We start from the raw sequence: 9772 nt of genomic DNA, 5'->3' as shown, positions 1-9772 counted from the left end.
TGGGAGTGATGTTTCCTATGACTTTGATTATGACAATGGGAATCGGATTACGAAGATTACGGATGTTGATGGGGTGACAAATTACAGCTACGACAAGAATAATCAGTTGACTGTGGCTGACTATTCTAATACTAATCAGCCGGATGAAAGTTTCAGTTACGATGGCAATGGTAATCGGACTAATTCTGGATATCAAACGGGAACTAATAATCGGTTACAGTCGGATGGGAAGTTTAATTATGCTTATGATGATGAGGGGAATTTGATTCGTCGGACTGAGATTTCGAGTAATAAGGTGACGGAGTATGAGTGGGATTATCGGAATCGTTTGGCGGGGGTTTTTGATAAGAATGCGGCGGGGGATGTTACTCAGGAAGTAGGGTTTAAGTATGATGCGATGAACCGTCGGATTGCTAAGAAGGTGGGGAGTAATGAGACTCGGTTTGTTTATGACAGGGATAATGTGCTGTTTGATTTCACTGCTTCGGGGGCGAATCAACCTGTTTTGGATCAGCGGTATTTGTTTGGGAGTGGTGTTGACCAAATGTTGGCGCAGGAGAGTGCTCAGGGGGATGTTTTATGGGCTTTAAGTGACCAGTTGGGGACGGTTAAGGATTGGGTGGATGATAGTGGGAGTGTGGTGAATCATGTTGTTTATGATGCGTTTGGTGGGGTGGTTGATGAGAGTGATTCTGGGTTTGGGAGTCGGTATGGGTTTACGGGGAGGGAGTTGGATGCTGAGACGGGGTTGTATTATTATCGGAGTCGGTATTATGATGGGGAGATAGGACGGTTTATTGGGGAGGATTCTGTTGGGTTTGGGGGTGGGGATGCTAATCTTTATCGGTATGTGGGGAATCGGCCTGTTGATAGAATTGATCCTTCGGGAACTAGGGATACACGATGGCCTGGGAATGGATCGGTAACGAATAATAGTAGCCAACCAGTGATTATTCTCAACAGTAATACCACTGATGACTATCTAGAAACATTACAACCTGGTCAGGCTACTCCAGATAGTATAGGTCACTCTAAGGATGCGGATGGTGTATGGGTATGTAGAAATAACAAGTGGGCATTTTATGAAGTATTTGTAGGCAATATACAATGGCAAACTATTTCTGTTAGATTGCCTACAACAGTTGGAATATCCGTGTCTGTACCCGTACTTGTTCCGAGGGATGCGACTATTGGAGATGTGATTGTTACTGACAATCTGGTTCGCGATCGTGGGGGACGAGTTCTCTCTCCTGGTTTGCCACAAAATCGTGGGCGACAGTCCAGTAATACTCCACCAGGCAGTTCATACGACTGTTCCTGCCTTAATAAGATCGTTCAACAATACCCAGATGCCTCTGTCTGGCGACCAGTCTTGCCAGGAGATCAGTGGCGTGGGAGCTATCTCGAACAATTTATCAATAGTATAGAAGGGCAGGTAGACGAAACTAAAAATAAAATAATCAACGACCTACAAAATCTGAGGTTTCCATCATCTTATATCAAGTTGAGGTTTTAGTGGATTCAATCTTAGAACAGACAACAGAATAAAACATTCAAATTTTATTCTGAAAATATTCATTAGCTTGAATAAGCATCGGAGGTAAATTATGATGTTGTTAGTTGACAAATATCTATCGCTAATTGCCGATATTATTGATTTTTTTTCGGTAATGATGGTGTTTATTTTACCTATAGTGCTAGTTTGGCGCTATACAATTTGGGGAATTTTTATGGCGACCCTAATAATTGAAATTAATATTATTTTGACTGATGTTTTGATTTCTAAATTACGTTGGCAAGAGCTTGACAATGAGAATGTCGAATTCTGGATAACGATATGGATACCCGTACTTTTTTACTGCATTTTTATTCTGCTTATCAAGTTTCTTTTAAGAATATGTAAAAAGGTGTTTGAAAGCTGAGAGGCTTACTAAGAAGGAAACGTTAAAGTTTATCATCAAACAATTATCAATGGCATACCTAAACCATTTATATGCACATTCTCACTGAAGATGAATTTAATTTAGAAGCAGAGCCTTTCCTTCGGAAAATTTTTGTTCACGACAATCCGTTTAAGGAACCTTTTTCATCGCAGGTGATAGGACGTACAATTATCTATCCTTGTGAAGATGAAAATGATTCTCTACTGATTGAAGCACTGATTAGCGCAGCAGTTAAATTAGGTGATACTGGCTGCTATATCTCACTAATATCGACAGGATACCCAGAGCATGGTCCTGGTCACTGTTATATCCCATTATCAGAGTTTCTTGAGGGATACTCTGGAACAGAAAAAGATAGGCTAATTGGACCGAGGTTGGGTATTAATCCTTATACTTTAGACAGTGTTATCTATTCAGCCCAAGGTAAGTGGGGACTGATGAAATCACATGAACGTTTTGGATTACTGGGTGGGTCTCCAGAGTTTATCGAAGAGATTAGAGGAGCCGTCCCGGATTTAGACAAGCAGGTGTATGGTTTTTTTAAGCGTTTGCGAGACCTTCTGTTGGCTTGTAGTTTGAATCCTCCCGATATAACTCGAAATAAATGGTTGCCAACGTTATTAACCCATGTTTATGGTTCTGAAATTGCTGAAAAGTTGTTGGAGGAGGAGACTAGATTAATAGAGAGAATGTGATTGAATAAACTCATAAAGGCTTACCATAGTGATAAGGCCTAAAGGCGTTAATATATAGGAATATAAAATTTGCAAACATTCAAATTCATACGCTTATTGAGCAACGCCTAGATACACTTAAACCAGACATCAAAATCAATACCGATACGATTCAACCATTCTCTCATTTGATTTTCACCTAAAGCATTGAGAATTAAGCCATCTGTTTTATTGATAAATTGTACAACATCTTCAGTTTTGTGACGTTGAAGTCTCATCACTTTTTCTAGGCTAATTTGAGCTTGTTTTTCTAGATAGTTGCCAAAATCATAAATAGGAACTTTGGGATATACATTTTTTTCAAATTGCTGAGATAGCTCAGGCAAAAATTCGATTTTTAGCATCAAATAAACCCATGCTATTTTACCAACATAACTGCTTTTTGGAAACCCTCCTATTAGTAACTCTATAAATGTCTTCCGAGTATAATCATAACCCCAAGCCATATCTGCTAGAGATTGTTCGATTAGTAATTGAGTATAGTCCATGTCAATAGAGGTAATATGTTCAGGATGTGGAACGCGAGATGACATTTCAATTTTCGCGTAGGGAATCGCTGTATTGTAAAACCCAACATACCAATGTTCTGAACACTTATCTCTTTTCACTGAAAAACCATACAACTTTATGTCTCCCAGTATGGTAGAACCTCTTAATCCACCTTCGAGAGTGTTAACTTCTGAATAACCTTCATCAATGTTATTAAAAAAGGTTTGGATTTGTTCTAAATAAAGAGTTTTATCCGACTCTGAAACAGTTTTGAAAAATTTGGTAAATATTGGACTCACAGACTGTCTCATACTTAACTCCTTGATTAATAAGTTGCCAGGGATAAATTTTTGCAGACACCGTGAAATTATTATTGTCAGGGAACTCGCACTCATCATGTGCCAATTACGTCTAGGACTGTTCGATTAATCTCGCAAACACCTACCAATTCTCCATTACCTAGAACACAGGATACAACTATGTTGTGTCCTGTGTTCTAGTTCTGAAGATAGATGATAAAAAACTTATTATTTTCAAATCTACATCAATGTTACATAGAAATGGCAAATAGTCGGATAACTTTGAAATACAACAAAAAGCAGGAATTCTTCAAGAAGGTAACATCAATGAATCAGCAAGTTGTAGATATAGTAACCGCTCAAAATTTACTTCCCTCCCTGGGGGAATTAGTGGCTAAATTCAGCAAGATTGATTTGCCCAAAACCATTGAAATGGGCGATCGCGCTAAAGTCAATGTTAAGCTGACAAATCAAGGTTCCGCACCAATAAAGGGCCCCATCACCGTTAAACTCTATACTTCCACAGACTCGATAATCGATCGCGCCCCAGACGGCAAATTAGTCAACGATTGCTTGCTAACCTCCACTGTCCAACAAGTCAACCTGCTTCCGGGACAATCCACAACCGTTAGGTTGAACTATAGCAACATCACCTCGGTTGGAGCTCCGGGGGCTTGCAACTTGATTGCCGAAATTAACCAGAACAACGAAAGCAAGCAAATCTCAAAACTGGTTTCGGCAACTGGAAGCGATATTGTCATCGACTGGAATGCCACCGCTTTAAATGCGATTCAAGCAGAAGGGAAAGCGGGACGGGGCGTGCCGCCTACTGTAGGGTCGCGCCTGTTGGCGATCGCTGCCCTCTCGGTTTACGATGCGGTGAATGCGTTCGATCGCACTCACACATCCTATGCTGTCAACACTCCCGCCCCCATTGGCGCATCGGAGGAAGCAGCAGCAGCAGCAGCAGCCCACCGGGTTTTAGTCACACTACTGCCAAATCAAGCTCAATTATTCGATCGACAACTCGCCCGATCCTTAGCAGAAATCGCAGACACACCGCAAGCCGAAGCCGATGGAGTCGCCTTTGGAAACTTCGTTGCTGACACCATTCTCGCCTCCCGCGCCAACGACGGTTCTAGCAACAATGCCCCTTACATTCCCCCAGCAGGCGATTACGTTTGGCGGCCGGATACCGAAGGCCCCAACAAAGGCGTGGCACTTGGGCCCAACTGGGGCAAAGTCAAGCCCTTTGCTATCCCTAACACCACAGCCTTTGCCCCGAACGGCTTAGATGGCGTGCCCGGAACCGATCGCTTTGTGCAAGACTTGGAAGAAGTTCGGTTGTTAGGAGGGAAACAGAGCACCGCCAACACCACCGTGACGCGAACTCCCGACCAAACTGAAATCGCCCTGTTCTGGGCTGACGATCGCGCCGACACTTTCCGACCTTACGGACAATTGAACCAAATTGCTGAAGAAGTCGCCATGCGGGAAGAAAAGAGTCTCGCTGATAATGCCCGCTTGTTTGCCGAGTTAAACGTCGCTTTGGCGGATGCGGGGATCGTGGTCTGGGATGCTAAGTATAACAGCAAAGTCATTCAACCCCGACCGGACGATCTGATTACTGGGGGATTTGGCGATAAACACGGCATTTCAGGAACGGTGACAGACCCGGAATGGGAGCCCCTACTCAACCCCACGCCGCCGTTCCCAGATTACATCTCTGGACATTCGACTTTTGGCGGTGCATTTGCCGGGGTGATGACTAACTTTTTTGGCGAAAACTACTCTTTTACGGCAGTTTCCCAAGAACTTCCCGGTGTAACGCGCAGTTACAACAGTTTTTACGATGCTGCCTATGAGGATGCCATCAGCCGGATTTACGGTGGCGTGCACGTGCGCGAGGCTACGGTTGAGGATGCGCTGCCAACTGGTTGGGCGGTGGGCAATTTCGTCGCGCAAAATCTGTTTAAGACTGTGGTTTAACTGATACAGGTCTGCATCGGGATGCTTCCCGATGCGTGCAAATAGACTGCTAGCAGGTAAAATACCTTTATCCTTTATCCTTAATTCTATATTTCAATTAGCATTTAACGGAAGGATAAACCTTATATAGGACTTGCTGAATAAGTGCTAAAAGGTGATGTACCCTGGGTTATTCGATCGCACAATCAATTTGTTTCAACCTCTGCTAACATTTATTTAACCATAAAACCTGGATTCAAACTTCCGCATAAAAACATCAAAGCAATGTACCTTTGTTCGCTCAAACTGCGACTGATTTCCATTCGCCAATGACCTCCCCAATCTCCATCATTATCACCGTCTACAACCGAGAACGCTACCTCAGCGCCGCCATAGAAAGCATTCTCACTCAAACTTACCCCAACTTTGAACTCTTAATTTGGGACGACGGTTCCACCGACACCAGCCTCCTCATCGCCCGCGAATACGCACAGCAAGACACGCGAATTCAAGTAATAGCCGCCCCCCACCAAGGTCGAGGAATTGCCCTCAAAGCTGCTCATACAATGTGCAAAGGAATTTATACGGGCTGGGTAGACAGCGACGACTTGCTCGCACCCACCGCCCTGCAAGAAACCGCATCCGTATTAGACGCACAGCCAGAAATCGGAGTAGTCTACACCGACTATCTAATAATTAATGAAAAAACTCAAGTAAAAGGACTAGGACAACGCAGCCAAATACCCTACTCTCCAGACCGACTATTAGTAGACTTTATGACCTTCCACTTCCGCCTATTTCGCCACGAATTATACAATCAAATAGGCGGCATTAATTCCGAATTCAACCGCGCCGCTGAAGATTACGATTTCTGCCTGCGACTCTCAGAAATCACTCAATTCTATCACCTTAACAAACCCCTTTACTACTACCGCCAACATTCCCAGAATACAGTTCAACAGCAGATTGACCAAATTCTTGACTCTCAGTCAGCGATTAGGCAAGCACTTCAAAGACGCGGGCTAAGCGATAAATTTGAGATAGAAGTAGATATTATCAGTCGGTTTTTCCTCTACAAACGCTCCACAGCCCAATTTTGAACAGTTATGACAGTTCCGATATCCATTGCCATGCCCGTCTACAACCGAGAGCCTTACATCGGTTCCGCAATTGAGAGTGTTCTGGCTCAAACTTATCCTCACTTTGAACTACTCATTTGGGATGACGGTTCAACAGATAACTCCCTAACCTTAGCCCGCAATTATGCTCAAAAAGACAGGCGAGTGAGAGTATTAGCAGCAGAGCATCGAGGCTATGGCTACTCCTTCATGGCATCCATCAGAGAAACGACATCTCCTTACTTTGGCTGTGTAGACAGCGACGACTTACTAGCACCAACAGCACTAGCAGAAACAGCAGCCATTTTAGACACTTGTCCAGAAATAGGACTTGTCTATACCGACTACTTGCTCATCGACTCCAACGACTGCGTTCAAGGTTATGGCCCCCTGTGTCGCATCCCCTACTCGCCAGAACAACTATTAGTAGATCCGATGGTTTTCCACTTTCGGCTGTTCCGTCGCTCCGTTTACGATGCTGTGGGAGGCGTTGACCTAAACTTTGAATTCGCTGCGGATTACGAGTTGTGCCTGCGACTTTCGGAAGTTACACAAATAGCCAAAGTTAGCAAACCACTTTATTACTACCGCCTTCACGAACATAACATCTCGAAGTCACATAGATCTGAACAGATATCGGCAAGCCAACAGGCTATAGAGGCCGCTCTGACACGCCGGAATTTGGCTTTTAATTTAGGGTTAGGGGTAGAAATTACTGGTCATTTCCGCTTGCGAAGAAAGCCGATTTCGACCGCAGTTGGCAACATTTCATCTCCTGTTGGTGTTGGGAATACAGCTCGCTCATCGTCAGATCAAGATCACCCAATTTTCATCATTGGAGCTGAACGTTCGGGAACGACGCTCTTGCGCTTGATGCTGACAGCACATCCAGCTATCTGTATTCCACCTGAGAGCATTTTCTTCGTTGCTCTGGAGTCAAAGTATGGTGATATTGATAACTTGCTTTCTCGTATTGAAGAGTTTTTGGACGACCTTTACACCAACACTTTCCACCGATTTTCGGAATGGAATGTGGACAGGCAACTACTGCGACAGAATTTGTTGGGTTGTCGCCAGATGCGCTACTCTGAAGCGGTGTCTATTGTTTATCAAACTTATCGGCAGCAGTTCCAACCGACGGCATCCATTTGGGGAGATAAAAATCCTTTTTATATTTACCAGTTGGGTAAAATTCACAGGTATTTTCCAGGGGCCAAAGTAGTTCTTATTGTCCGCGATTTTCGGGCTTGTTACAGTTCTGTCAAACAATTGGTGGCTGGGGAGAAAGAAAGAGGCATAGTTTGGCCGGGACTCAAAACCTTGGATGAGCTGACACACCAATGGAATCAAGTGGTGAGGGTAATGTCAAAGTCCATTTGTCAGCCAGAGCAGTTTTATGTAGTTTATTACGAGCAGCTTGTCAGAGAGCCAGAAATGGAACTGCTGAAAATTTGTGAGTGGATAGGGATTGAGTTTAGCGCTTCAATGCTGGAATTTCATCAAAAAAACGCTGCATTGGGTTGGGTTCCGGCTAACCAAATGGTATGGCATCCAAGGACGCTTGAGCCACTCTGTACTGAGCGTATTCATGCTTGGCAGGATGAACTGAGCTTTTCGGAACTGGAGGCGATTGAGCTTTGGAATTGGAAAAATCTACAAAAGCTTGGTTACAAGTGCGTGACTTTTTAGCGTTGCTTAAAAAATATTGAGTAGGCATTGAGTGGTTAGAGAGTTAAGCCGAAGGCGCTTCTCCAAACAGTGTAAAAGTCAATGCTTGCATTTGGCATCACCGTTTGGGCACGGTGATGCCCATTTGGATGCGATCGCACCTAAATCAAAGAGGAGCCTGCTTCAATCACTGTCACAAAGCCCCTCAGACCTAGTTGCAGTTATTGCTACCTTGCTATCACAATAGTTTACTGCTTTTGAAAGCACTATCACGACAACCCTAGTTATAGTAAGTTAAACCGACGCATAATAGTTGGTCACGCCACAGCTTTCACGCTATAATGATATCAAACTAGCAAAGATTACTGATGTTCGTAGTTAGCCTTTTATCGAGAAAAGGAGGGTCGGGAAAGACAACCCTTGCCGTCCACTGGGCAGTCGTTGCCGTAAAGTGCGGTTTGAGGGTCGTATTAGCGGACATGGATTCCCAGAAGTCATCAGCATCTTGGTTTAACAAGCGAGAAGCTGAAACCCCCTTACTGATACAGCCCCAACCTTCCAACATATCTGACCACATTCAAGCTTGCCTTAAAGGTGGCATTGACTTGGTGCTGATTGACACTCCCCCTGACATTGACACAAATGCCGTGTACGCAGCGCGAGTCTCAGACTTGGTAGTAATTCCGGTACGCCCTTCTGTACTGGATTTGGAAGCGATCGCAGGTACAGTCGAACTGGTACGAGGCATAGGCAAACCCGCAGTATTCGTCCTCAACCAAACACCACCGAGATCAGGTGTTACTGAGGAAGCTAAAACCGCCCTAGCTGCCTACGGTTTACCCATTTGTCCTATGGCAATAGCCTCTCGCATTGCCTACTCGCGTGCCTTAATTGATGGCCGGGTAGCGAATGAGATTGAGCCAAGGGGGAAAGCTGCAATTGAAGTTAAAGAAACCTGGAATTGGATTTTACAGCAGTTGAAAGCAGGGAGTAAGTAATGCCAAAGAAGAAACCGAGCTTGTCCGATTTGACACTCTCCAAGGGAACAACCGTAGTACAAGCAAACTCCTCCGCCACAGAAGCTGAACCCAAACGCAGGGGGCAGACATTACGGTTAGATGAAGGGGCGTGGAAGCAACTCAAGCACCTGGCGACTGACTTGGGGAAACCCTCTCACGATTTACTCATTGAGGCCGTCAATGACCTGTTTAAAAAATACGGCAAACCGCCGATCGCTTAAACTTAACCGTAACCATCATTTTGCCCGACTTCTCCTCAATCAACCGTAAGAAGAGTCAGTGTGCGATTCGTTTAACCTAAAGTAAGGCATCAAACCCTTGCAGGACGGTTAGCCCAGTTGATGAGACTGGTGATAACTGGTTACATTTGTGGGTGAACCGCCGTGCGGTAAGTCCCACCCCTCAAGTGCAGAGGTGAAAGCATATCCCCTAGTTTACTGGGTAGCAACCAATAGACTAAAGCGGGGATAAAAGGCAGAACTACTAATAGCCGAATTTGGTAACTGCCGAGCAAGAATCTATGCGTAGCGAAAG

The 9772-nt window shown here is 44.4% G+C and carries 8 protein-coding genes; 7 read left to right on the top strand and 1 reads right to left on the bottom strand.

Annotation, left to right across the window (positions count from 1 at the left end):
- Both OSCI_RS13605 and OSCI_RS13595 read left to right on the top strand, forming a co-directional pair.
- Positions 1 to 1516 (top strand): RHS repeat-associated core domain-containing protein (locus OSCI_RS13605; protein ID WP_039962296.1); only part of this gene is annotated, 1516 nt, incomplete at its 5' end.
- A gap of 477 nt (positions 1517 to 1993) precedes the next feature.
- Positions 1994 to 2638 (top strand): hypothetical protein, encoded by a 645-nt coding sequence (locus tag OSCI_RS13595; protein WP_007355557.1) that lies wholly within the window; start codon positions 1994 to 1996, stop codon positions 2636 to 2638.
- Between the two features lie 107 nt (positions 2639 to 2745).
- Here the strand turns inward: OSCI_RS13595 and OSCI_RS13590 are convergent, their stop codons facing one another.
- Entirely contained in the window at positions 2746 to 3477 is a 732-nt protein-coding gene (locus tag OSCI_RS13590; protein WP_007355556.1) for a hypothetical protein, read from the bottom strand.
- Positions 3478 to 3792: 315 nt separating this feature from the next.
- Between OSCI_RS13590 and OSCI_RS13585 the strand changes: the two genes are divergently transcribed.
- The 5 genes from OSCI_RS13585 to OSCI_RS13565 all read left to right on the top strand — a co-directional run bounded on the left by OSCI_RS13585 (position 3793) and on the right by OSCI_RS13565 (position 9459).
- Positions 3793 to 5454: a vanadium-dependent haloperoxidase gene (locus tag OSCI_RS13585; RefSeq protein WP_007355555.1), complete on the top strand. Its 1662-nt coding sequence runs from the start codon at positions 3793 to 3795 to the stop codon at positions 5452 to 5454.
- Positions 5455 to 5762: 308 nt separating this feature from the next.
- Positions 5763 to 6533, top strand: a complete 771-nt coding sequence (locus OSCI_RS13580) for a glycosyltransferase (RefSeq protein ID WP_007355554.1) — start codon at positions 5763 to 5765, stop codon at positions 6531 to 6533.
- A gap of 6 nt (positions 6534 to 6539) precedes the next feature.
- Positions 6540 to 8240 carry a sulfotransferase gene (locus OSCI_RS13575; RefSeq protein ID WP_007355553.1) on the top strand — a complete coding sequence of 567 codons (1701 nt, stop codon included), beginning with the start codon at positions 6540 to 6542 and terminating at the stop codon, positions 8238 to 8240.
- A gap of 347 nt (positions 8241 to 8587) precedes the next feature.
- Positions 8588 to 9217: a ParA family protein gene (locus tag OSCI_RS13570; protein WP_019487980.1), complete on the top strand. Its 630-nt coding sequence runs from the start codon at positions 8588 to 8590 to the stop codon at positions 9215 to 9217.
- Positions 9217 to 9459, top strand: coding sequence for a ribbon-helix-helix domain-containing protein (locus tag OSCI_RS13565; protein ID WP_019487979.1), 243 nt, complete (start codon positions 9217 to 9219; stop codon positions 9457 to 9459). Before OSCI_RS13570 ends, OSCI_RS13565 begins: the two co-directional genes overlap by 1 nt.
- Positions 9460 to 9772 lie beyond the last annotated feature (313 nt).

Origin of the sequence: Kamptonema sp. PCC 6506 (assembly GCF_000180455.1) — a bacterium.
GTDB lineage: Bacteria > Cyanobacteriota > Cyanobacteriia > Cyanobacteriales > Microcoleaceae > Kamptonema > Kamptonema formosum.
Note: the sequence above shows the minus strand (reverse complement) of the source record. Positions and strands in the feature narration are given on the sequence as shown.